Here is a 22,350-nt window from a genome sequence, read left to right on the forward strand (position 1 = left end):
CGACGCCGGTGGGCGCCACCGCCCCTGACGCGCTCGGGTCGGCTGGATCTGACGGGATTCCCGGATGATCAGCCGATCAGATGCATGACGGCCTTCTGGTAGAGGTCGACGAAGTGGTAGTCGCGGGCGGCGGCGGCCTCGGCGTCGAAGTCCTCATAGGCGGAGCGGTCGGCCAGGAAGTCCTCGATGGACTCGCCCTCGGCGAGGGTGGGCTCGCCGAGCTCGTAGACGCCGGAGAGCCTCAGGGCCTCCTGGACCCCGGCGTCGGCGCGGAAGGCCTTGGCCTTCTCTGCCAGCTGGAGCCACATCTCCATGTTCGCGGCGGCCGACTCCCACACGCCGTCCATACCGTCGGTGCGCGAGGGCTTGTAGTCGAAGTGGATGGGCCCGTCGTAACGGGGCCCGCCCCCGGGGAAGCCGTTGACGAGAAGGTCGACGGTGAAGAAGGCGCTGAGCAGGTCGCCGTGGCCGAAGACGAGGTCCTGGTCGTACTTCAGGCCCTTCTGGCCGTTGAGGTCGATGTGGAATAGTTTGCCGGCATTGAGGGCCTGGGCCAGGGCGTGGGTGTAGTTCAGGCCCGCCATCTGCTCGTGGCCGACCTCGGGGTTGAGCCCCACGACGTCGCCGTTGTCGAGCTCGGCGATGAGGGCCAGGGCGTGGCCAACGGTGGGCAGGAAGATGTCGCCGCGGGGCTCGTTGGGCTTGGGCTCCAGGCCGATCCTGAGGTTGTACCCCTTGTCCTTGATGTAGCCCGCGACGGTGTCCAGGCCCTCCTTGTAACGGTCGAAGGCCGCGTTGAGATCCTTGGAGGAGTCGTACTCGGCGCCCTCGCGCCCTCCCCACATGACGAAGGTCGTGGCGCCCAGCTCGGCGGCCAGGTCGACGTTGCGCAGCACCTTGCGCAGGCCGAAGCGGCGGATGGAGCGGTCGTTGTTGGTCAGGCCGCCGTCCTTGAAGATCGGGTGGGTGAAGGTGTTGGTCGTGACCATCTCGATGGTCAGGCCGGTGGCGTCGACGGTCTCCTTGAGCCGGCGCACGATCTCGTCGCGCTCGGCGTCGGTGGCGTCGAAGGGGAAGACGTCGTTGTCGTGGAAGGTGATGCCCCACGCGCCGAGCTCGGCAAGCCTCTCGGCGTACTCCCACGGCTTGAGAGCGGCGCGGGTCTTGTCGCCGAAGGGGTCGGCCGCCAGCCAGCCGACAGTCCACAGGCCGAATGAGAACTTGTCTTCCTTCGTGGGCTTGCGAGCCATGATCTCCTCCTCGAGCCGGACATGCGCCCGTATTTGTTTGGCGGAACAACTATGGCATGTCGATGAGGTAGGGTCAAGGGGTGCCCGCTCGTACCATCTCGGCGGCATCGTCGTCACCTGCCGCCAGCACCGCCTCCTCGGCGCGCCAGTCGACGCTGCGCACCGCGAACCTCGCACTCGTCGCCCACCAGGTGCTGTCCGCCCCGACGCCGGTCTCCCGGGCCGACGTCGCCGCCTCGACGGGGATGACTCGCTCAACGGCCTCGCGCCTGGCCGACGACCTCGTCGCGGCCGGCATCATCGCCGAGTTGGAGCCGGCCCCCTCCGTCGGTCCTGGCCGCCCGGCCGTCCCGCTCGTGGCGCCGAGCGGCACCTTCGTGGCGCTCGGACTGGAGGTCAACGTCGCCTACATGGCCGTGCGCGCCATCGACCTGTCCGGTGACCTGCTCGCGGAGCGCGTCGTCGTCGACGACTTCGCCGGCTCGGATCCCGCGCGGGTCCTCAGCGCCCTCGCGCGCCTGACCACCGATGTGCTGACCATCGCGGCCGTCCGGCAGTCCACGATCGTGGGGGCGGGGCTCGCCCTGCCCGGCCTGGTCTCCGGGGACCGGCTGCTGCGCGCCCCGAACCTGGGCTGGGAGGACCTGCGCCCGTCGGACATCCTGGCGCCGGTGCTCGAGCCCGCCGGGCTGACCTCTATCCAGGTCGGCAACGAGGCGAGCCTGGGCGCGCTGACAGTCGGGCGCCGGCGCCCCGCCATGGTCCACGCCTGGCCCAGTTACATCTACCTGTCGGGGGAGAACGGGATCGGCGCGGGACTCGTGCGCGACGGGGCCGCGGTCGACGGCGCGAACGGGTTCGCCGGGGAGATCGGGCACGTCCAGGTCGATCCGCGCGGCCCGGAATGCACCTGCGGCAACCGCGGATGCCTCGAGCGCTACGCCGGGCGCCGCATCATCCTGTCCGCGGCCGGGTTGGCCGACGACGCGCCCGCGGAGAGACTCGTGGCGGCCTGGGAGGCGGGGGAGCCCCGGGCCAGGGCCGCTGTCTCGCGCGCGGCCCACGCCCTGGGCGTGGGCCTGGGAGCGGCCATCAACATCCTCGACATCCCCATCGTCGTGCTCGGCGGCCATCTCTCCCCGCTGACAGAGGTGCTGCGCCCCGAACTGGAGGAGGAGTTGCGCGTGCGCGTCTTGGCCTCGGCGTGGTCCCCCCCGCAGGTGCTCAGGGCCGACAAAGACCAGATGTCCGGGGCCACGGGCGCGGCCTGGGCGCTATTGGAGGGGGTCGCCGCGGATCCCAGCGCCTGGATGTAGGGCGCAGCCTCCGGGCCTGACCCACTCGGGACCCTTGCCCCGCGCCGGATGCCGGGAATGAGGCGGTGACGCGGGAGACTGGGCCCATGACCGCCCACGACTCGCGCCCCTCCTCCGCCCCGGGCGGGCGGACCGCGCCGCCCGCCCCCGCGCTGCCCGCCCCCGCGTCCCCGGCACGGCCGACCTCCCCTCCCGCCCCCGTCCTGACCGCGCGCCAGGCCGCCGATCTGCGAGCGGATCTGGAGGAGTCCGGATGGGGCGTCGACGCCGTCGCCGTCCTCATCGGAAGCGTCGCCGAGGCCGCCCTGCGCCGGGAGATCCGCCTGCCCGCCCTGCGCGCCGTAAGGGCCGCCCTGGAGGCTGGGCGCCAGGCGGATACCGGGGCCAGCCCGGTCGCCGTCCTCACCGCGCTGTTCATGCTCGGCGAGCCCGTGAGGGCAGCAGAACTCGATAGCGCCCTCCCGCGCACCGGGGCTCGCGGCGCCGCCCGGATCGGCCTCGTCGCGCTGGAGGGGCGCGAGGAGGCCGAGGCCCGCGGGGACCGCCCGGGACGAGCCGCCCTCGCGCGCGCCCTGGTGGACCTGCGTCCACACGAGGCCCGCGACGACGCTGGAGAGGCGCGCTGGTGGGTGGCCTCCGACGTCGGGGAGCTCGTCTCGGGGCAGGCCCTGGCCCCCGATCACGTGCTCGGCATCGGTGGCGCCGGCCTCACCCTGGCCGGGCTCGCGCCGCGGCGGCCGGTGGGCAACGCGCTCGACCTGGGCTGCGGCTGCGGCATCCAGAGCCTCTACCTCGCCCGACACGCCGAGCGCATCACCGCCACCGACATCTCCGAGCGCGCACTGGCCTTCACCGCCTTCAACGCCGCGCTCGCCGGCATCGCCCCCGAGCGCCTTGAGCTCCTCGCGGGCTCCTTCCTGGAGCCGCTCGGTCGACGCCGGTACGACCTCATCGTCTCCAACCCGCCCTTCGTCCTCACCCCACCCGCCGTGCGGGAGGCCGGCCTGCCGCTCATGGAGTACCGCGACGCCGGTGGGCCCGTCCTGCCGCGCCTCGTGCCGGGCCTCGCCGGGATGCTGGCCGACGGCGGCACCCTCGTCATGCTCGGCAACTGGGAGCACGGGGCCGGTGCCGACTGGCGGGAGAGCGTGGGGGAGTGGTTCCCCGACGACGTCGACGCCTGGGTCATCGAGCGCGACGCCCAGGACCCGGTCGAGTACGCCACCATGTGGCTGCGCGACGGCGGCCTGGCCCCTGAGCGCGAGCGCGACGCCTTCGAGGCCGCCTTGGGCGCCTGGATCGGCGATTTCGAGGCACGCGGCGTCGAGGCGATCGGCTTCGGCTACCTCCTGGCGCATCGGCCCGAGGCCGTGGGCGCCGGAAGTCCCCGTCGCGGGCCCTGGCGCGTCCTGGAGGAGGTGAGCACGAGCCCGTCCGGGGCCCTGGGGGCTCATGTCGCGGCGTCGATCGCCGTCCGCGGCCGGCTCGCCCTCCTGGATGACGACGACGTCGCCGCCCTGAGGCCGGTCGTCGCCGCTGACGTCACTGAGGAGCGCTACCTCGTGCCCGGGCGCGCCGACCCCAGCGTCATCCTCCTGCGCCAGGGCGGCGGGCTGGGGCGCTCCGTCCAGGCGGGCACCGCCCTGGCCGCGCTCATCGGCGTGGCCGACGGCGAGCTGTCCATCGCCCAGATCGCGGGCGCCGTCGCCGCGCTCCTGGACGCCGACGCCGAGGCGCTCACCGCCGAGCTCGTGGCCCAGTGCCGGGATCTCGCCGCCTGGGGAATGCTCTCGCTTCCCCCCGCCCCCTGATCAGGCGCGAGACCGGTCGAAAACAGGCGCGAGACCGGTCGAAAATACGAGCGAGACCGGTTCGGGGTCGCGCGGCTGTACCGATCGAAGCGCCGCGCGGCCGCGGCGCGGCGTCGGATGGTGACGCAGTGATTCCGCAAGGCGGTCGGCCCGGCGCCCGGCACGAGCCCGTAGATACGGTGAGGCTCACCTGATTATCGGCCGACTGGTGGAGAGACCCCGCATGACCAACCCCTGGGAGATCTACGACGCGCTCATCGACGACCTCCCCGATGACGCGCGCGTGACTGCCGTCCATCGCGGCCCGCAGTGGACGCGCGTCTTCAACGACCGTGGCGGCTGCGGCGCGGGTTACACCATCGACGCCCACTCGCGCCCGGCGCTCAGCGCTGACTCCCCGGCGGAGGGCCGCCCGCTTCGCGACATCGCCTCACTGGCGAAGTCCTGGAACCTGGCCGAGGCGAGCGTGGGCCTCGCCGCGATCAACTCCTGGTACTCCCGCGAGGAGACCGCCGTCGCCAATGGCTTCGCGCCCACGGGGGAGGGAGTGGGGTGGCGAGAGGTCTTCGACCCCTACAACGAGCGCTTCGCTGGAGGTCGCATCGGCGTCATCGGGCACTTCCCCTTCGCCCGGGGCGCGCTGACCCGCGCCGCGGAGGTCCTCATCCTGGAGCGCGACCCGCGCCCCGGCGACTACCCCGACACCGCTTGCGAGTACGTGCTCGCGGATTGCGACGCCGTCCTCATCTCGTCGTCGAGCCTCGTCAATAAGACGATGCCCCGGCTCATCGAGATCGCCGTCGGCGGGGGAGCGCACACGGTCCTCGTGGGGCCGTCGACGCCGATGCACCCGCTCTTCCTCGACCTCGGCGTCGACACGATCACCGGCTGGGTGGCGGACCGCGGTCTGGAAACAGACATGCTCGATGTCCTTCCCGGCATCGGCCCCGGCCGACGCATGCATCTGCACCGAGTTCCGTCCTGACCTCGACGGGAGGGATGCGGAGTGCCGTGGGCGGACCGGTCTCGCTCTTGTTTTCGACCGGTCTCGCTGGATTAGGGGAGGCGCCAGTCGATGGGGGCCGCGCCCTGCTTGACCAGCAGCGCGTTGGCGCGCGAGAACGGCCGTGAGCCGAAGAACCCCCGGGAAGCGCTCAACGGCGAGGGATGCGGCGAGGCGACGATCGGCGTCGAGCCCAGCATCGGGGTCAGCGACTGCGCGGGCCGGCCCCACAGGATCGCCACCAGCGGTCCGCCGCGCTCCACCAGCGCCTCGATCGCCCGCTGCGTCACCTGCTCCCAGCCCCATCCCTTGTGCGAGGCCGGCGAGCCCGGCCGGACCGTCAGCACCCTGTTGAGCAGCATGACCCCCTGGCGAGACCACGGGGTGAGGTCGCCGGAGGTCGGCCGCGGCACGCCGAGATCGCTCACGAGCTCGGTGAAGATGTTCTCCAGGCTCCGGGGCGGGCGCACGCCCGGCGTCACGGAGAAGCTGAGCCCCATGGGGTGGCCCGGCGTCGGGTACGGGTCCTGCCCCACGATGAGGACGCGCACGTCGTCGAGCGGGTATGTGAAGGCGCGCAGCACATCCGTGCCCGCCGGCAAGTAGCCGCGCCCCTCGGCGATCTCCTGGCGCAGGCGCGCGCCGATCTCATGGATCGTCTGCTCCACGGGCGCCAGGGCGCGCGCCCACGAGGGGTCGATGATCCGGTCGAGTGGCTGGGGCTCACGGGACTCGCTCATGCCCCGAGCGTAGAGCGTCATCGCCGCCGAGGACGCATGAGCGAGATCCCGCGGGCGCCTCCCGGCCGACCCGCCCCTGAGCCCGCCGGGCCGCTCGCGCCCATGGATCAGCGGGAAGACATGGGGCAGCGGGCAGGTATGACCGCGCCCTCGTCGTGTCCGGTGCGCCGGGGGGTGGCGGGCCGGTATTCTGCCCGCGTGAGCCATTACGACTACCCCGCCGACGAGTTCGACGACGGCAGGGGCGCTGGACCCGCGCCGATCGGCGTTCACCGCGCCGAGCTCCCCGCCTGGCGGAGCTGGGTATCCCTCCTCGCTGTGCTCATCCTGGTCCCGATCCTGGCCTGGGGGGCGGTCAAGCTCCTGGGCCACTCCAGCAACAACTCCACGAGCACGGCGGGAACGTCGACGGCGTCCCCCACCGCCACCCCCAGTGACGGCGCGGGTGGCGCCTCCGCCCCTGTCACGGCCTCCGCCACGCCGACGGGCGAGGTCAACATGTCCACCGGCATCACGCTCTACAACGGCACCACCATCCAGGGCCTGGCGGGACGCACCGGCGAGAAGCTGTCCGCCGCCGGATACACGCAGGTCACCGTCTCACCGGGCGCCTACACCGTTGAGCGGCCCACGAAGACCACCGTGTACTACGACTCGGCCGAGCGGGCCGCCACGGCCCAGGCGATCGTCGCCGTCCTTGGAGGCGGCGAGGCCGTGGAGGACCCGGGGCAGGCCCAGTCCAACCCGATCGTCATCATCCTGCGCGAGGACTTCCCGGGCGCCTCCGAGGACGGCCCCAACGGCGCCGCCGCCAGGCCGGGCAACGGCGGCAACGGCAACGGCAGGGGCGGCAACCGCTGATGAGCGCCTGATGGGTGACGCGTGCGCGCCCGACCCCGCCGCCCCGGTTGAGGAGCCGTCGCGCGGCACGGGGACCCTGCGGCGCCGGAGCGCCATCGCCCTGCCCCTCCTCGCGGGGGGCGCGATCGCGGCCATCCCCGCGATCACGCGCCTGACCGCGCGCCCCGAGCCAACCCTCCTCAGCGAGGGGCTCGCCGTCGGGGCCGGCGGCCTCGTCCGCCCGCTCGCCCCCGGAGCCTCCGTCGACTACCTCGCTGGCACGCGCGTGCCCTCCTCCTCCGCCGACCCCCTGGCCCTCGACGACGCCGCGCGCGCCGCAGCCCACACCGCCTTCCAGCGGCGCGCCGCCGGCGCCCGCCTTCCGCGGGGCCGGTGGCGGGATCTCGCCGCGGACGCCCTGGCCGACCTCCTCGCGCTCACGAGCCCCTCCCTCGCCGTCGAGCCCGCGCCCGCCACGGATGCGGCAGCCCCATCCGCCGAGGCGGAGGGCTTCCCGGTGGGCGCCGTCGTCGCCGGCCCCGTGGGCGCTTGGCGTTACGTGTGGCCGCGCGACGCCTCCTTCGCGGCCGTCGCCCTCGACGCCGTGGGACTGAGGGAGGAAGCCCTGGCCATCCTCCGCCAGCTCGCCGCGCTGCAACTGCCCGACGGCGGATTCGAGGCCCGCTACGACGCCGTCGGCCAGGTGCCGGATGGCCGCCCCCGCCAAGAGGATGGTGCGGGCTGGTTCCTCTGGGCACTCGGTCGGGTCATCGCGGGGGGAGGGGCCGTCCCCGCCAGCGGAGGCGCCCCGCTCAACCCGGCCGACCCGGCCGACCCGGCCGACCCGGCCGACCTGGAAGACCTGGCCGATCCCGCCGGCCGGGCCGCCGGCCGACTGATGACCCTCACCTCCACGCCCTCCCACCTGCCCCCGGCCGGCCCCGATTACTGGGAGGTGCCCGAGAAGCGGACCACCCTCGGCCTGGCCGTGCCGGTCCTCCTGGGGCTGGAGGGGGCGGTGGCGCTCGCGGACTCGCTCCTGGCTGATCGCGTCGGCCCGGTGGTGGGCGCGCCGACGGGAGCCCCCACCACCGGCTCATCCCCCGCCATCCCGAGCCGCGAGGCGCTCGCCCAGCGGGTGGGGCAGACGCGGGCCGCCATCGAGTTCTCCTTCAACCCCGGATGGGGCCGCCACGTGCGCGATGACGACGTCGACGCCGCGATCGCGCTCGTCGGTCCGCCCTTCACCCGGGCCCTTGCCGGCAGCGCGCGAGCCCGCGCCAGCGCCCGAGCGCGGATGAGCCGCGCGGCGGGCGGCCTCGCCCCGGGCTCGGGCTGGCGCGACGACGGCGTCTCCTGGACCCCGGAGACAGCGCTCCTGGCATGGTCGGCAGCGGCGCTGGGGGAGCGGACCGAGGCCGAGGAGCTCATGACCTGGTTGGAATCGCACCGCACGGCGGCGGGCGCCCTGGCGGAAAAGGTCCTGTCGGATGGACGGCCCGCCGGCCCCGCGCCCCTGGCATGGACCTGCGCGCTCGTGCTGCTGGCGGCTGGCGAGCTCGCCGGCTGACCGACTCGGGGCCGCCGGGGCGCCTGCTCGGCGCGCCCACCAAAGGGGGCGGGTTCGCCGTCGGGGGAAGCCGGGCGCGTGGCGCGGCGGGCATCTTGCACTCGGGCACCGAGAGTGCCAGCATTGCCGTTAGCACTCGGAGCCTTCGAGTGACAATTGACCCGGCTGGGACGTGAGGGCCGGTGCTGGGCGTGACGTGAACGCCCGGTGTCGATCCGTCCGTCGCGGGCGCGGACCAGCCACCCACCACGCAGTGGAGGAACACAATGCCCAAGATCATCGCTTTCGAGGAGGAGGCCCGCCGCGGCATGGAGCGCGGCCTCAACGTCCTCGCCGACACCGTCAAGGTCACCCTCGGCCCCAAGGGTCGCAACGTCGTGCTCGACAAGAAGTGGGGCGCCCCCACGATCACCAATGACGGCGTGACCATCGCCAAGGAGATCGAGCTCGAGGACCCCTACGAGAAGATCGGCGCCGAGCTGGTCAAGGAGGTCGCCAAGAAGACCGACGACGTCGCCGGTGATGGCACCACCACCGCCACTGTGCTCGCCCAGGCGCTCGTGCGCGAGGGCCTGCGCAACGTCGCGGCCGGGGCCAACCCGATCGCCCTGCGCCGCGGCATCGACAAGGCCGTGGCCGCCGTCGTCGAGCGCCTGCTCGCCGACGCCAAGGACGTTGAGACCCAGGACGAGATCGCGGCGACCGCCTCCATCTCCGCCGCCGACTCCCAGATCGGTGAGTTCATCGCCGAGGCCCTGGAGAAGGTCGGCCACGAGGGCGTCATCACTGTCGAGGAGTCCAACACCTTCGGCCTCGAGCTTGAGGTCACCGAGGGCATGCGCTTCGACAAGGGCTTCATCTCCCCCTACTTCGTCACCGACGCCGACCGCCAGGAGGCCGTCCTCGAGGACGCCTACGTCCTGCTCGTGGAGTCCAAGATCTCCAACGTCAAGGACCTCCTGCCGCTGCTGGAGAAGGTCATGCAGGCCGGCAAGCCGCTGGCGATCGTCGCCGAGGACGTCGAGGCCGAGGCCCTGGCCACCCTCGTCGTCAACCGCATTCGCGGCACCTTCAAGTCCGTGGCCGTCAAGGCCCCCGGCTTCGGTGACCGCCGCAAGGCGATGCTGCAGGACATGGCGATCCTCACCGGGGGCACCGTCATCTCCGAGACCGTCGGCCTCAAGCTGGAGAACGCCACCATCGAGGACCTGGGCCAGGCCCGCAAGGTCGTCGTCACCAAGGACGAGACCACGATCGTCGAGGGCGCCGGTGACAAGGAGGCCATCGAGGCCCGTGTTGCCCAGATCCGCGGCGAGATCGAGAAGTCCGACTCCGACTACGACCGTGAGAAGCTCTCCGAGCGCCTCGCCAAGCTGGCCGGTGGCGTCGCCGTCCTCAAGTCCGGCGCTGCCACCGAGGTGGAGCTCAAGGAGCGCAAGCACCGCATCGAGGACGCCGTGCGCAATGCCAAGGCCGCCGTGGAGGAGGGCATCGTCGCCGGTGGTGGCGTGGCCCTCATCCAGGCCGCCGCCGCCCTGGAGGGCCTGGAGCTCTCCGACGACGAGGCCACCGGCGCCGCGATCGTCAAGGTCGCCCTGGAGGCCCCGCTCAAGCAGATCGCCGTCAACGCCGGCTACGAGGGCGGCGTCGTGGTGGACCGCGTGCGCAACCTGCCCACCGGTGAGGGCCTCAACGCCGCCACCGGCGAGTACGTGAACCTGCTCGGGGCCGGCATCGCCGACCCGGTCAAGGTCACCCGCTCCGCTCTGCAGAACGCCGCGTCCATCGCGGGCCTCTTCCTCACCACCGAGGCCGTCGTGGCGGACAAGCCGGAGCCCCCGGCCGCCCCGGCCGGCGGCGGCGACGAGATGGGCGGCATGTACTGATCCGCTCCTCCCCACGCGGGGGACTTCTCAGGGGCGTCAGCCCCTGGGCCCATCGACGGCGGGCCGTTCCACTGGTTCTCAGTGGGGCGGCCCGCCGTCGCGCGGAGCGGCTCACTGGGGGGCGAAGAGGGCCTGGTTGCCGGACTCGGCGCTGGAGTAGGAGTCGGCCGAGATGCCAAGCGCGGCGCGGAGCATGTCGAGGCTGTTCTGGACCCGCGATTGAGTGAGGTGCCAGGAGGCCGCCGCCGCGCTCATGGACATGGAGGCGGTGCCGGACCAAGTGGTCTCCAGCGTGGCGATGTCGCTGTTCATGGCGTCGACCTCCGCCTGGATGGTGGAGATGCGGGTGGCGGTCCGGCTGGCGGTATCGGAGACCGCCTGGGTGTCGACGGAGAAGATGGGCATGATGGGGCCTTTCCTGCGTGGGTGGGCGCCGGGCGGCGCCGTCGATCCACGGTAGGCGCGCGTGGGGGACGGGCTGGCGCGCCCTCCACAAGGGAGCCCGGGCACCCCGCGCCTGGCCGCCTGTGGTGCTGCGCGCCCGGGGTCGTGCGACGCCCTGGCCCGCGAGGTCATGCCTGTGGTGACTAATTCGCGCCCCTCCCGCCGAGGCCGTCACCAAAAGCACGAAGTCGCCGAGGGCGAGGGCGGAGGAGGCGCTCAGAGGAGCGCTAAGCGGCACAGGGGCGCGGGGCTCAGAGACCCCCGGCTCCGTCGTCGATGATCTCGTCGAGAATCGGCATGAACTCGCCGGTACGGGCCTCGCGAGCGATCTTGGCCTCCTCGGTCTTGAGACGCAGGCGCTCGGCCATGCGCTCGCGCTCCGCCTGGGCCATCGCCTGGCGGCCGCGCGGCTCAGGAACCTCCCCGGCACGGGGGGACGACAGCAGGCGGTCGATGTCCTCGGCGCAGGTCTCCATCGAGGTGGCGTGCTCATCATGCTCGCGCTGCCTCTCACGGGCGCGCGGCACCCCCCGTGGGGGCGTGTGCGGTGACGGCGTGGACGGCGCCGATGGGACTGAGCCCGATTCCGCCGGGGGCTCAGGCGGGACCGAGGAGGGCACGGCCTCGGGGCGCGCCTGCGCGGCGGGGCGTGAGGGGGACGGAGGCACTGGGGCCTCCGTCGGCTCGGCGGGCTCGATGCGCTCCGGGGCCGCCGTCGAGGGCGCCGGGGCGCTCGGAGCCGTGGACGCCGGGGTCGCCTCGGTGGGAGCCGGGACGGCCCTCATCCCAGGCTCGGGGGCGGTGGGCGCGGCGGCGCCGCCGGCGGGAGCGGGGACGACAGCAGGGTCGTTGCTCGGCAGGGCCCCTCCATCGGGCATCTTCGCCAGGGCGCATTCGATCCTGCTCTTCTCGGCGGCCAGGTTCTGCCGGGCGGGCAACTCCCAGCGCTCACCGAGGGGCGAGGAGAAGAGGCGGTCCCGATCCAGGAGCCGGGTGATGATCGCCAGGCGCGCCTCGTAATAGCGCTCGTCGGGGATGTGGGCGTACTCCTCGCGCACCGCCATCCGGTACTTCTTGTACATCTGCGGCTCGACGGCGAGGGTTCCCAGGTCCGCGTCATTGAGGGCGCTGGCGTCCATGTCGTTGGCCGGCAGCGTATGACTCTTGAGGTTGAGGATGAGGGCGCAGACCCGATCCACCGTGGCGTCCGGGACGCCCAGGGCCGACAACTCCTTGGCGGCCAGGGCGGCCGAGGCGACCTCGTCCTCACCACCGTTGCGCTGGTAGGTCTCCTTGGTCTCCGCGGAGAACACGCAGCCGTGGTACCAGGCCGCGATGCGCATGACATCGGGGTAGTGGGACTCATCCGCGAGTTCGTCCACGCGGGCGAGCATGTCGATGACGTGCTTGAGGTTGTGGAAGCGGCGGTCCGGCGTGGACCAGCGCTCGATGAGCTCCTGACCGGCAGCGCGGAGCTGCTCCGGATCAGCCGTCGTGCCCAGGGCCTTGAGGCTGCGCACGAAGGCGGGGAGCAGCCACTGCGGCGCGTCGATGACGGCCATGCCATGCCTCCGATGCCTCACAGGAGTTACAGAACAGTTGTCATCGTAGGGCTGCGGGGCGGGAAAGTCGAAGTGCGATCGTGTTCCACCCGCCACCCCGGGCAGCGCTCCCCATCGGGGCCCGCGCGGGGGCCTTTGACCTGCTGCGGCGCTCCGTGCCTACCCGTGCCTACCCGCGCCTACCCGCGCGCGGCCCGTCGCCCGCTGGCACGGGGGCCTGCTCGGGTTGGGCCAGAGGGAGTTCGATGCGCACCGTGGCGCCACCGCCCGGGGTGGGGGTGATGCCGATCGTCCCGTGGTGGCGCTGGACGATCGCGGCGACGATCGACAGGCCGAGCCCCGATCCGCCGGTCTCCCGGTTGCGGGAGGTGTCCGCCCGGTAGAAGCGCTGGAACACCTTGCTCGCGTCCGCGGGGGCGATGCCCGGCCCATGGTCTCGCACCTCGATGATGGCCGAACGGCCGCCGATCGGCCCCAGTGCGATCTCCACCGGGGTCCCCGCGGGCGTGTGACGCACCACGTTGCCCAGGAGGTTGGTGACGACCTGGGCGAGCCGGTCGCGGTCCCCCATGACGGTCAGGGGCTGGGGGGCCTCGGGGCCGCCGTCGAGCCTCAGCAGCGCGCAGTCGCGCTCGGGGGCCAGGACCACCATGTCCGTGAGCGCTCCGGCGCACACGGCCGTGAGATCGACGGGGGCGGTGTCCATCTTGCGGCCCTCATCCATGCGGGCCAGCTGGAGCAGGTCCTCGACGAGGCGGCCCATCCGGGTGGCCTCGGACTCGATGCGCCCCATGACCTCGCTCGTGCGTTCCGCGGGCACGCCGCCCATGCGATAGAGCTCGCCGTAGCCCTGGATCGCCGACAGCGGTGTGCGCAGCTCGTGGGAGGCGTCGGAGACGAACCGCGTCATGCGCACCTGCGCGGTGACCTGCACCGAGAAGGCGTGCTCGTTCTGCTGGAGCATCGTGTTGAGGGCCTGTTGCAGCGAGCCGACCTCCGTCATCGGCGGCTCGGTCACCGGCACGCGAGCGGACAGGTCCCCCCGGGAGATGCGCCCCGCCACCCCCTCGATCTGCCGCAGCGGGCCGAAGGACCGGTGGACGAGGTAGGTGGCCAGGGCCGCCCCGACGAGGACGACGACGACGTCCGTCACGGCGACCACGACCCTGGTCTGCTCCACGGTGTCCCGGACATTGCGCAGTGGCAGCGCGATGGCGACGATGCCGGCGTAGTCGCCATCCTGATCCTTGATCTCCAGGGGCAGGACCCGCCAGTAGTGGCCCGGCAACGAGGAGGGGACGGTGAACGGCTCGCGGTTGTCCAGCGACAGGGTTCCCAGGGAAGGGATGCCGTACTCCGCCGTCGTCTTGTCATTGACCATCCGGCCGATCTTGCCGCTGGAGTACTGGGCCTCCAGGTAATAGGTGGTGGGGGCCTGCGAACTCCTGCCATCCTGCTGGAGGTACTCCAGGCCCCGGTCGCCGATCGTTCGGGAGGTCACCTTGAGCTGGTTATCGACCTGCCCTATGAGGTGGGTCTGCAGCAACTGGGTGGTGACCAGGGATGTGGCCAGGAGCCCCACGGTGAGCAGGCCCGTGGTGATGAGCGCCAGTCGGGTGCGCAGCGGTTGGGAGTGCCAGTAGCGCTTGGACTCGATGATGGGGTGGAAGCGGCCCCGCCTCCGGGATGGCGGCATTACTCACCCTTGGGCTCGCGCAGCATGTAGCCCACGCCGCGACGGGTCTGGATGAGGGGCGTCACGGTGGTGCCGTCGATCGCCTCGATCTGGTCCACCTTCCGGCGCAAGTAGGAGATGTAGGACTCCACGATCGCGGCGTCCCCGCTCCAGTCGTACTCCCAGACGTGATCGAGGATCTGGGTCTTGGAGACCACGCGCCCCGCGTTGATCATGAGGTAGCGCAGCAACTTGAACTCGGTGGGGGAGAGCTCGACCTCGACGCCGGCGCGGTGGACCTCGTGCGCGTCCTCGTCGAGGATGAGGTCGGCCACGCGCAGCGTGCCGTCATCGGTCTCGTTGACGGCGTTCGTGCGCCGCAGGATGGCGCGGATGCGGGCCACGACCTCCTCCAGGCCGAAGGGCTTGGTGACGTAGTCATCCCCGCCCACCGTCAGGCCCTGGACCTTGTCATCCATGTCGTCGCGGGCGGTGAGGAACAGGATCGGCGTGGCGATCTCCCGCTCCCGCACCCGTCTGGCCACCGTGAAGCCATCCATGTCCGGGAGCATGACGTCCAGGACGATGAGGTCGGGATCATTGGACTCGATGGCGCGCAGCGCCTGATTCCCATCGGTGGCGGTGACGACCTCGAACCCCGCGAAGCGCAGGGAGGAGGCGAGAAGGTCGCGGATGTTCGGCTCGTCGTCGACAACGAGGAGCTTGGCCTCGGTGGATGCCTGAGGCGTGCCGGTGCGCGTGTCGAGATCCATGCGCCCATTGTCGCAAGATTCCTGGAAGGTCTCTGAATGGTCGCTGGGAATCCTGGATGGCGGGCGCCTCGGGGCGCTGGGCCCGCCGCTCAGATGAACTGCAGCGGGTCGAACTCCTGCAGCGGGATGATCCGGATGCGCGGCAGCACGGAGGTGAAGGCGTCGACGTCGTACTCCAGGTCGTGGATCCTCAGGCCCCTGGTCTCCAGGGCTGCCAGATGGGAGTTGAGGAACTCACGGAAGCACAGGATGCCGACCTGGGCGCCGCCGTCGAGGAGCCGCTCGACCTGGGGGATGTAGTCGCCGTCGTGACTTCCCAGGAGCACCTGGAGACGGGCGGAGGCATCCTCGGCGCGCTGAGCGGCGAGGCGCTCGGCCAAGGCGTCGAGGGTCCGCTGGATACCGGTGTCCACCACCTTCTCATCGGCGGCGCCGGAGCCCGACAGAGGGATCGGGCGGTAGTCCATCGCCATGAGCGCCTGGATGAAGCCCATCGGCATGTGACCGCTCGTGGCGTTGAGGAAGAACAGGCCGTGGGCGTCCTCGCCCTGGCCGTCCGACGACGTCGCGTCTGACAAGGAGTCACAGAAGGACAGGACGCGGTCCCACCTAGGGCGCTCATCGGGCTCGGGGCGGCGCCCGAGAACGCTCATGCCGAGGGTGGCGTCGATGTTCTCGCCATCGATGAGGAGGTAGGTGGGGCTGCTCATGCGCCTATGGTAGCCGGGCGGCGCATGGGTGAGGGCATGGCGATGCGCTTGAGGCGGTGGGATTCGATCCGCGGGCCGGTCCCCCCCCTGGCCGTCGGGCGCCCTCCGGCGCCTCGGCCAGACCCGATGCCGGCCCCGCGGACCGAATCCCACCACGGCCCCTCCGTCTGGCCAGGGCGTCAGTACGAGGAAGCGTCCTCGTCGGTGGCGCCCTGGGCGACAGGCCTGCTCTGGGCCTTGAGGGCCTCGAAGGCGGCGTTGACGGCGTCGTCCCCATCGGTGATCTGGGCGGGGGCGGCGGACGCGGAGGGCAGCGCCGCCTTGCCGCCGGACTTGAGGGCTGCCAGGCGGGCCTCGGCCTCGATCTGGGTGTCTGAGGCCTCCAGCTCGGCGAACTGGGACTCCAGGGAGGAGCTCGCCAGCTCCATCTGCCCGGCGGCCTGCGCCTCGACGCGGCGCACCTGCTCCTCGTAGCGGGAGAGCTCGGACGTGGGGTCCATGACGTTGATCGAACTGATCGCCCCCTGGACCTTGACCTGCGCCTCGGCGGTCCTCCGGCGGGCGATGAGCTGGTCGCGGCGGGACTTGAGCTCGCCGAGCTTGACCTCCATCTGGTTCAGCCCCGTCTTGAGCTGCTCGACCACCTGGCGCTGGGAGGCGATCATCGGCTCGGCCTCCTTGGCCTCCCTCTCCGCCGTGATCTGCTTGGTGATGGCCACCTTGGCCAGGGAGTCCCACTTGTCGGCGCTCGCGGCGTCACCGGCGGCGCGCATCTCGTCGGCCTTGCGGGAGGCGGCCAGGGCCTTGGCCCCCCAGTCCTTGGCCTGGGCGACGTCGGCCTCGTAGTCCTTTTCGGTCAGGCGCAGATTGCCGATCGTCTGGGCGACCGCCTGCTTGGCCTCGGCGATGGAGTTCGTGTAGTCGCGCACGAGCTGATTGAGCATCTTCTCCGGGTCCTCGGCGCGATCGAGGAGGGCGTTGATGTTCGCGCGGGTCAGTTGGGCGATGCGGCCCAGGATCGACTGCTTCTCAGCCATGTGGGGGTTCCCTTCGGGTGGTGGTTGAGGTGATGGGGTTGAACAGTGGTGAGGGGCTCAGAAGTCCCCGCCGGAGCCGCCGAAGTCTCCGAAGTCCCCGCCGAAGCCTCCGAAGTCGCCGCCGCCCCAACCTCCGATGTGGTGGGGGCGGTCGTCGTCGAACAGGCCGCCCATGAGGATCCCTCCGAGCACGAGCGAGCCGAGGTCCAGGCCGCCGCCGCGGCGGCCATATCCCCCGGAGTGGCTGGCGCCGGCGCCCCAGGCGTTGCCGGCGTCGCGCACATCGGCCTCCGCCAGGGCCTGCGCCTGCGCCACCAGCGGCTCTCCGGCGGCGACCTCGGCCAGGGCCGCCTGCGGGTCCGTGGGCTGAGCGATGGTGGCCGCCGAGGCGTGGCGGGCCGCCTCGGACAGGGCGGTGCGGGCCGAAGAGCCGACGGCGCCGCGGTGGGTGGTGATGTAGGTGGTCACGGACTGCACCTGCGAGTTGAGGCGCGACAGGCGCGAGCCCAGCTGGCTGCGGGCCCGCGAGTCGTTCTCCTCCTTCGCCCGCGCCGGGGCGAGCGCGGCGTCGATCGCGGTCTCGGCGCGGCTGAGGTGGTCCAGTGCAGCCAGGGGGTCGCCGACCACCTGATCGCCGGTGGCCGGGGCGGACGGGTCGGTGCTGGCCCTCCCGGAGGCAGCGCGGCCCTCGGCGATCGCGGCCTCGGCGTCGGCCACGAGCGGGGAGAGGGTGGCACTGGGCACCTGGTCGGCCAGGCGCTTGGCGTCCACGAGATCGGAGGACAGGGAGGCGATCGCCGCCGCGAGGTCGGCCGAGGCCGTGCTCAAGCGAGCATTGGCGCTGGTCACCTGGGCCGCGAGGGTGCCGGCCTGGGCAATCGAGCCCTGGGCGATGCGCACCTGCTCGACGGCGGTGGACTGCTGCCCGGCGTCGGCGCTGGCCCTGGCCTGCTCCAGGGCGGTGCGGCCCGCGGCCAGCAGCCTCTCGGCGCGCGCGGGCGCCTCGGAGACCGAGGTGAGCGCTGAGGCGGGGTAGGTGGCGCGCAGCGTCACCAGGAGCGTCTTGGCCATGGTGATGGCCTGCTCGGTCTCGTCAGCGCGCTGGGCGGTCTCGGACATGGAGGTCGGCAGGGCGGACTCGATGCCGCGCCGCTCCTCGAAGAGCTGGTTCTGCGCCCGGATCGCGCCCATGGCCTGCTGGCAGCGGTCGAGGATCTCCCCGTACATCTGGCGCTGCTGGGCCTCGGTTTCGGGGATGTCGTCGTCGAGGATCTTGCGTAGCTCGAAGCAGCGGCTCAGGTGGGCCTTGGCCTGGCCCAGCGCCTCGGTGAAGGAGTCGGTCGCGGACAGGCCGAACTGCGCCTGGGCGTAGGACAGTTCCTCGTCAGCGGCGCGCATCGCGTCATCAGCGGTCACCAGGGCGGCGCCCGCCTGGGCGATGAGCTGGTCCAGGGGCACCGGACCGACCGGCTCAGGCGCCCTCTTCTTGCGATTCCAGAACACGTTGTCCTCCTGGGGGGATGAGGCTCCCGACCTGCGGCGGCGCGAGACGGCGTAGGCGGCCGCCCCCGCGGCGGCCGCGCCCCCGCCCGCCAGCAGCACCAGGCCCGTGGCCGACCCGCCCGATGAGCCCTCGGTCCCGCTCCTGCTCCCGCCCTTGGCCTTGGCCAGGAGCCCCGGAAGGGCGGCGACGGCGCCGTCGAAGTCGCGGGAGCGCATGTAGGAGCCGATCTCGCTGCCCAGCTCGCTGCGCTTGGAGGCCGGGATGTCGCTGCCCGTGGCCAGGTAGTAGGAGTTCGAGCCCGAAGCCGGCATGTTGATGACGAGCAGGGCGTTGGAGGCCCCCATGCCCTTGGCGCGCCACTCCTTCTTGGCCAGGGCCTCGGCCTTGCTCGTCTCATCGGTGGCCGTGAGGATCGACAGGGTGATGCCGTCCTTCGCGGCCTTCTCGACGGCGGAGGCGGCCGCGGCGTCGTCCAGGATGTTCGCGCCGTCGACGACGCGGGCGGCCGCCCCCCTGGCCGTGGAGCCCGATGCCAGAGCCCCGGCCGTCATCGCGGCGGGACCGCTGATGGCGGTGGATGCCGGCGCCTGGGCGGTGGCGGTGGGCGCGACGAGGGCCCCCGCGCCCAGGGCGAGGAGGATCGGGATGGCCAGGCGCGGAGCGTGACACGGGCGGCGCGAGGGGCGGGCTGTCGATAGCATCGCGGTCCATCGTCTCCGTCGGAGCGCGCCTAGGGCAACTCGTTTCGCCCACGCCTGAGCGATCCGCTCGCGGGCGGCCGGCTTTGAAGGGCTTCGGGGCTCGGTCTCGATAGGCGGCGGATGACACCCCGTCCGGTCGGACGTCGGATGAATGCTACGATCCCCGGCGCCCAGGGTTCCCCATCTGCCACCCTGAGTTCCCACGCGCATAGTAAGGACAACGATGTCATGCTGTACAGATCGAAGCGGCGCAATGCCGCCCTCCCGCTCGTGTCCGCCAGGCCCCCCAGGGTCCTCGCCACTGCCGCCCTGGCGCTGGCGATGATCCTCACCCCCTCGCCCGCGGCCGCCGGGGAGGTCCACGACGGCCAACCGCGACAGCAGGCCGCGGCGGCCGTCGGCCAGCCGACCCACGACAACCCGCTCCTTGAGCCGCTCAAAGCGAGTGCCGAGGTCTCCATCGCCATGACCGGCCAGGACTCCCGCTTCGACGGCACCAGGGCCCTCAGCCTCGATGATCGCGCCGAGCGGTTGCGAGGACTGCGCCATGGCACCGTCTTCATCCGCTTCCGCAGCCAGGGGGCCAATGCGCCCGGGCTCCTCCTGGGCGCCAGGAAGGCCGGGGCCGCCCTGGGATCCACGCCCGGCAAGGAGCTCGATCGGGTGCCGGACGTCGCGTCGTTCTTCGTCAAGAAGGACGGGGGCGTCGTGCGCTACGCCCTCCCGCAGGTCCAGGCCGAGTCGCCCCTCGGGGCGGGGCGCGATCAGTGGCACATGGCGGCCTTCAGCTCGACCGACGCCAAGGCGATGCGCCTGACGGTTGACGGGCGCGAGGTGTTCAGCACCACGAACGCCGCCTTCGACGGCCTGCTCAGCGCCCTCACCGAGATCAATGAGGTGAGTGTCGGCGGCTACCGGGAGGCCGACGGGGCGGTGCGCCATGGCTTCACCGGCGAAATCTCCGATGTCATGGTGACCTCGCAGGCGGTGTCCGATGAGGACGCCAAGACCATCACGCTCGCCGGCGCCCGCTCGGACGGCCTCGGCTCGGCGCGCGCCGAGCTCTTCGACGACTCCCCGGACAACACCTGGGCGTTCACCGGGGGATCCGACGTCGCCGGTGGCTTCTCGCAGACGCGAGGGGCCCGTAACTACGTCGGCCAGTTCGAGGAGTACATCCGTTGGGACCGGGCCCAGAGTGGGAACAAGCTCCACGCGAGGCAGCGCTACACCGTCAACCTGGCCCGCCCCGGCGCGGTCCTGTCCGACGTCGTGGCGGACTTCGACACCCGGGTCGCGCCCTTGAGACCGAAGGCCACCGCCTACCTCATCAGCCCTGACGACTACGCCGCCGGTGAGGCCGGGGTGCCCGCCTTCCAGGGCGCTCTCCGGCAGTTCATCGACAAGGCGGTCGCCGTGCGATCCGGCGCCTTCGCCGTCGTCCAACTCCCCTACCGGCCCAAGGAGAAGGCTGACCTCGCTGAGCGCTACGCGGCGGCCGCGAAGGACGTCATCAACGAGTACGCGGCCAAGCCCGCGATCCACAGCAGGATCATCGTCGTGGACCACTTCTCCCAGACCAAGGCCGACAGCGCCTTCGCCTCCGCGGGGCTGAGGGCCGACTCCACGCTCACGGCCCAGGGCCACCTCATTCTGGGCCGCCAGCTCGCCGATGCGACGATCGGCCTGCCCACCGCCTTCCCCGGGAGGGGCGTGACCCTCGACCGCAAGGAGAGCCCCGCGCCCGCGGCCTTCAGGGCCGAGGCGCCGACCGCCTCCCTCCGCTCCGGCTCTCTGTCGGTCTCGATCCCCCAGGAGGTCGGTGGGCGCTGGCGCGTCGAGGCCCGGGTGATCCTGTCCGATGAGGACGCCGACCTCGCCCCGCCGAAGGTCGGCACGACGCTCTCCTCCGCCACGGTGGACGCCGGGGGCACCGCATTGCTTCGCGGCCTGCCGAACGCCGGGCGCGTGGAGATCACCACCGCCTCGACCGACGGCGCCCAGCGGCTGGCGACGCTTCGCGGCGAGCTCGCATCGGGCTCCTTCAGCCCCGCCGTCGTCTCGCCGATCGACAGGCTCTCTGGCAAGTTGGGGCAGGGGCGCCCCCTGACCTGGCTGTTCATGGGGGATTCCATCACCCACGGGGCGCTGCACACCAAGGGCTACGACGCCGTCCCCCAGGTCGTGGAGAAGTACGTCCATGAGGTCCTGGGCCGCAAGGATGACGTGGTGGTCAACACCGCCGTGTCCGGGGCCGACACCGCTGAGACTCTGGCGCAGATCGGGCCGCGCCTGGACAACTACCCGGCCGACGTCGTCTCCCTGATGATCGGCACGAATGACTCCGCCAGTGCGGCCACGCCTCCCGAGACCTACCGGAAGAACCTCCGGACCATCATCGAGCGCATCCGGGCGAAGAACCCCGACGCGGTCATCATCCTGCGCACCCCGACGCCGGGCAGCAGGAGTGAGCGGGTCAAGCCCTATGTCGCCATCATGAAGCAGTTCGGCGCCGAGGACGACGGGCTCATCGTCGTCGATCAGTTCACCCGATGGCAGGAATCCGCGGAGCGCTACCCCTGGCTCATCAGCGACCCCGCGGACGCCAACAAGGTCGACCAGATCCTCATGGGCAACAACCTGCACCCCGGGTTCAACGGCCAGCGCTACATGGCCAGGCTCTTCCTGAGTGCCCTCGGCCTGTGGGCCCCCGACAATGAGCAGGCCGCGCTCCAGTACGAGCCGGCCATCTCGGCGGCCCAGGCGCCCGCGCCGGGGATCACGACCAGCGCGGCCGCCTCGGGGACCACGGCTACCGTTGACCTCCAGCCGTTCACGCGGCCGCAGGTCGGCGCGATCGGCGACATCGCTGTCACGGTCTCCGGGAAGGATGAGGGCTGGTCGGTCACCCGCGTGGTCCCAGCGGGGCAGGCGGAGGCCGTCTTCGAGAGCCTCCCCAATGCCTCCTCCTACGTCGCCACGGCCGTCGCGTACCGGACCGGCTCCCCGGTCCGAGTGGCCTCGGGCGAGGCCAGTGCCCAAGGGCAGGGTGATGCGCCACGACCGCCGCAGCGCCCCCAGCCGGAGGCCACGGATCACTGGGTCCTCCAACCCGACGGGACGTGGGGGTTCCAGCGCGCGGACGGCTCCTGGGCCACCGGATGGCTCAATGATCGCGGCACCTGGTACCTCTTGGACAGCGCTGGCACGATGCGCACGGGCTGGGCGCTCGACGCGGGCAACTGGTACTACCTGGGTGACAACGGTGCGATGGTCACCGGCTGGCAGCGTGACGGTGATGCCTGGTACTACCTGGGTGACAGCGGCGCGATGGTCACTGGTTGGCTCAAGCACGGGCCCCACTGGTACTACCTGGGTGACAGCGGTGCGATGGTCACCGGTTGGCTCAAGCACGGGCCCGACTGGTACTACCTGGGCGATGACGGTGCGATGGTCACCGGCTGGCGCAAGCTGGGGCCCGACTGGCACCGATTCTCCGAGTCCGGGAGGTGGATCGGCTGACGGGAG

Annotated in this window: 16 protein-coding genes; 7 read left to right on the forward strand and 9 right to left on the reverse strand. The window is 71.9% G+C overall.

Features of this window, described 5'->3' with window-relative positions; all coding sequences use genetic code 11:
• Positions 1–68 precede the first annotated feature (68 nt).
• Positions 69–1,250: a xylose isomerase gene (gene xylA, locus GVV75_RS03900; RefSeq protein WP_159522526.1), complete on the reverse strand. Its 1,182-nt coding sequence runs from the start codon at positions 1,248–1,250 to the stop codon at positions 69–71.
• 80 nt (positions 1,251–1,330) lie between these two features.
• Here xylA and GVV75_RS03905 point away from each other — a divergent pair, with 80 nt between their 5' ends.
• From GVV75_RS03905 to GVV75_RS03915, 3 genes are all read left to right on the forward strand, one after another.
• Entirely contained in the window at positions 1,331–2,566 is a 1,236-nt protein-coding gene (locus GVV75_RS03905; protein WP_159813574.1) for an ROK family transcriptional regulator, read from the forward strand.
• 86 nt (positions 2,567–2,652) lie between these two features.
• The gene (locus GVV75_RS03910; RefSeq protein WP_159813576.1) at positions 2,653–4,377 is read left to right on the forward strand and encodes a DUF7059 domain-containing protein; all 1,725 of its coding nucleotides are present in this window, start codon (positions 2,653–2,655) and stop codon (positions 4,375–4,377) included.
• Between the two features lie 223 nt (positions 4,378–4,600).
• Entirely contained in the window at positions 4,601–5,362 is a 762-nt protein-coding gene (locus GVV75_RS03915) for a Rossmann-like domain-containing protein (RefSeq protein WP_159624040.1), read from the forward strand.
• 71 nt (positions 5,363–5,433) lie between these two features.
• On the opposite strand, the gene GVV75_RS03920 is transcribed toward GVV75_RS03915, so the two are convergent.
• Entirely contained in the window at positions 5,434–6,120 is a 687-nt protein-coding gene (locus GVV75_RS03920) for a uracil-DNA glycosylase (protein WP_159717302.1), read from the reverse strand.
• Between the two features lie 198 nt (positions 6,121–6,318).
• On the opposite strand from GVV75_RS03920, the gene GVV75_RS03925 reads away from it, so the two are divergent.
• The 3 genes from GVV75_RS03925 (at position 6,319) to groL (ending at position 10,416) form a co-directional block, all read left to right on the forward strand.
• Positions 6,319–6,981: a LytR C-terminal domain-containing protein gene (locus GVV75_RS03925; protein WP_159522536.1), complete on the forward strand. Its 663-nt coding sequence runs from the start codon at positions 6,319–6,321 to the stop codon at positions 6,979–6,981.
• A 10-nt stretch (positions 6,982–6,991) separates the two neighbouring features.
• Positions 6,992–8,530: a glycoside hydrolase family 15 gene (locus GVV75_RS03930; protein ID WP_159717304.1), complete on the forward strand. Its 1,539-nt coding sequence runs from the start codon at positions 6,992–6,994 to the stop codon at positions 8,528–8,530.
• A gap of 266 nt (positions 8,531–8,796) precedes the next feature.
• Positions 8,797–10,416 (forward strand): chaperonin GroEL, encoded by a 1,620-nt coding sequence (groL, locus tag GVV75_RS03935; RefSeq protein ID WP_159522540.1) that lies wholly within the window; start codon positions 8,797–8,799, stop codon positions 10,414–10,416.
• Positions 10,417–10,527: 111 nt separating this feature from the next.
• Here the strand turns inward: groL and GVV75_RS03940 are convergent, their stop codons facing one another.
• The 7 genes from GVV75_RS03940 to GVV75_RS03970 all read right to left on the reverse strand — a co-directional run bounded on the left by GVV75_RS03940 (position 10,528) and on the right by GVV75_RS03970 (position 18,822).
• A complete protein-coding gene (locus GVV75_RS03940) occupies positions 10,528–10,821 on the reverse strand; it encodes a WXG100 family type VII secretion target (RefSeq protein ID WP_159522542.1) in 294 nt (97 codons plus the stop codon).
• Between the two features lie 290 nt (positions 10,822–11,111).
• Positions 11,112–12,422 carry a hypothetical protein gene (locus GVV75_RS03945; RefSeq protein ID WP_159717306.1) on the reverse strand — a complete coding sequence of 437 codons (1,311 nt, stop codon included), beginning with the start codon at positions 12,420–12,422 and terminating at the stop codon, positions 11,112–11,114.
• A 169-nt stretch (positions 12,423–12,591) separates the two neighbouring features.
• On the reverse strand, positions 12,592–14,118 hold the full coding sequence (locus GVV75_RS03950) for a sensor histidine kinase (RefSeq protein ID WP_159624033.1): 1,527 nt from the start codon (positions 14,116–14,118) through the stop codon (positions 12,592–12,594).
• A complete protein-coding gene (locus tag GVV75_RS03955) occupies positions 14,118–14,870 on the reverse strand; it encodes a response regulator transcription factor (RefSeq protein WP_159522548.1) in 753 nt (250 codons plus the stop codon). The genes GVV75_RS03950 and GVV75_RS03955 overlap by 1 nt, the downstream gene beginning before the upstream one ends.
• An 89-nt stretch (positions 14,871–14,959) precedes the next feature.
• Positions 14,960–15,580, reverse strand: a complete 621-nt coding sequence (locus tag GVV75_RS03960) for a nuclease (protein ID WP_159522550.1) — start codon at positions 15,578–15,580, stop codon at positions 14,960–14,962.
• Between the two features lie 179 nt (positions 15,581–15,759).
• Positions 15,760–16,617: a PspA/IM30 family protein gene (locus GVV75_RS03965; RefSeq protein WP_159522552.1), complete on the reverse strand. Its 858-nt coding sequence runs from the start codon at positions 16,615–16,617 to the stop codon at positions 15,760–15,762.
• A gap of 57 nt (positions 16,618–16,674) precedes the next feature.
• Positions 16,675–18,822 carry a TPM domain-containing protein gene (locus GVV75_RS03970; RefSeq protein ID WP_236266048.1) on the reverse strand — a complete coding sequence of 716 codons (2,148 nt, stop codon included), beginning with the start codon at positions 18,820–18,822 and terminating at the stop codon, positions 16,675–16,677.
• A gap of 228 nt (positions 18,823–19,050) precedes the next feature.
• Here GVV75_RS03970 and GVV75_RS10255 point away from each other — a divergent pair, with 228 nt between their 5' ends.
• Positions 19,051–22,344: a GDSL-type esterase/lipase family protein gene (locus GVV75_RS10255; protein WP_159813578.1), complete on the forward strand. Its 3,294-nt coding sequence runs from the start codon at positions 19,051–19,053 to the stop codon at positions 22,342–22,344.
• Positions 22,345–22,350 lie beyond the last annotated feature (6 nt).

It is taken from the genome of Actinomyces sp. zg328, assembly GCF_009829635.1.
GTDB lineage: Bacteria > Actinomycetota > Actinomycetes > Actinomycetales > Actinomycetaceae > Actinomyces > Actinomyces marmotae.

Coding starts and splice junctions, on each gene's coding strand:
- xylA (WP_159522526.1), bottom strand. CDS start 1,250: ATGGCTCGCAAGCCCACGAAGGAAGACAAGTTCTCATTCGGCCTGTGG.
- GVV75_RS03910 (WP_159813576.1), top strand. CDS start 2,653: ATGACCGCCCACGACTCGCGCCCCTCCTCCGCCCCGGGCGGGCGGACC.
- GVV75_RS03915 (WP_159624040.1), top strand. CDS start 4,601: ATGACCAACCCCTGGGAGATCTACGACGCGCTCATCGACGACCTCCCC.
- GVV75_RS03920 (WP_159717302.1), bottom strand. CDS start 6,120: ATGAGCGAGTCCCGTGAGCCCCAGCCACTCGACCGGATCATCGACCCC.
- GVV75_RS03930 (WP_159717304.1), top strand. CDS start 6,992: ATGGGTGACGCGTGCGCGCCCGACCCCGCCGCCCCGGTTGAGGAGCCG.
- groL (WP_159522540.1), top strand. CDS start 8,797: ATGCCCAAGATCATCGCTTTCGAGGAGGAGGCCCGCCGCGGCATGGAG.
- GVV75_RS03940 (WP_159522542.1), bottom strand. CDS start 10,821: ATGCCCATCTTCTCCGTCGACACCCAGGCGGTCTCCGATACCGCCAGC.
- GVV75_RS03945 (WP_159717306.1), bottom strand. CDS start 12,422: ATGGCCGTCATCGACGCGCCGCAGTGGCTGCTCCCCGCCTTCGTGCGC.
- GVV75_RS03950 (WP_159624033.1), bottom strand. CDS start 14,118: ATGCCGCCATCCCGGAGGCGGGGCCGCTTCCACCCCATCATCGAGTCC.
- GVV75_RS03955 (WP_159522548.1), bottom strand. CDS start 14,870: ATGGATCTCGACACGCGCACCGGCACGCCTCAGGCATCCACCGAGGCC.
- GVV75_RS03960 (WP_159522550.1), bottom strand. CDS start 15,580: ATGAGCAGCCCCACCTACCTCCTCATCGATGGCGAGAACATCGACGCC.
- GVV75_RS03965 (WP_159522552.1), bottom strand. CDS start 16,617: ATGGCTGAGAAGCAGTCGATCCTGGGCCGCATCGCCCAACTGACCCGC.
- GVV75_RS03970 (WP_236266048.1), bottom strand. CDS start 18,822: ATGCTATCGACAGCCCGCCCCTCGCGCCGCCCGTGTCACGCTCCGCGC.
- GVV75_RS10255 (WP_159813578.1), top strand. CDS start 19,051: ATGCTGTACAGATCGAAGCGGCGCAATGCCGCCCTCCCGCTCGTGTCC.